The 510-nt window shown below is 41.6% G+C and carries 1 protein-coding gene; it reads right to left on the bottom strand.

The annotated features are described in order from the left end of the window. Positions 1-40: 40 nt before the first annotated feature. On the bottom strand, positions 41-510 hold a 470-nt coding region (gene sipT, locus ACWHAR_RS32325), incomplete at its 5' end, for a signal peptidase I sipT (RefSeq protein WP_452089084.1).

Raw genomic sequence — 510 nt, 5'->3', positions numbered from 1 at the left:
AAATAAAAACGCCTGCTGTCACTAGGCCAGCAAGGCGTTTTTATTTTGTTTGACGCATTTCGTTAAACGGGAAAAAGACAAACTTCGATGTGCCGACAATTCGATCTTCCTCGATCAGTCCCAGCCCGTTTCGGCTGTCCATAGAATTCAGCCGGTTATCTCCCATGACAAAGTATTTGCCTTTCGGAACCTTAACCGGTCCAAAGTCTCCTGTCAGACTGACACCAAGTTTTTCTGCTTCCTTCTTGTTTTTAGACAAGTAAGGCTCGGCTACTTTTTTACCGTTTATATAAAGCGTGTCATCCTTCATTTGAACGGTTTCTCCAGGCTTTCCGATCAATCTTTTTACATAATGGATTTTAGAAGTTTCACCGTTGATAATAACGATATCTCCGCGCTTCAGCTCGCCGATATAGTTGACTGTTTTATTCACAAACAGCCTTTCTCCGTCATGTAATGTGGGATACATAGATGAACCTTCAACTAAATACGGTTCAAACAAAAAGTGAC

The sequence above is a fragment of the Bacillus sp. LR--39 genome (assembly GCF_053613335.1).
This window is presented reverse-complemented; position numbering and strand designations above follow the sequence as displayed.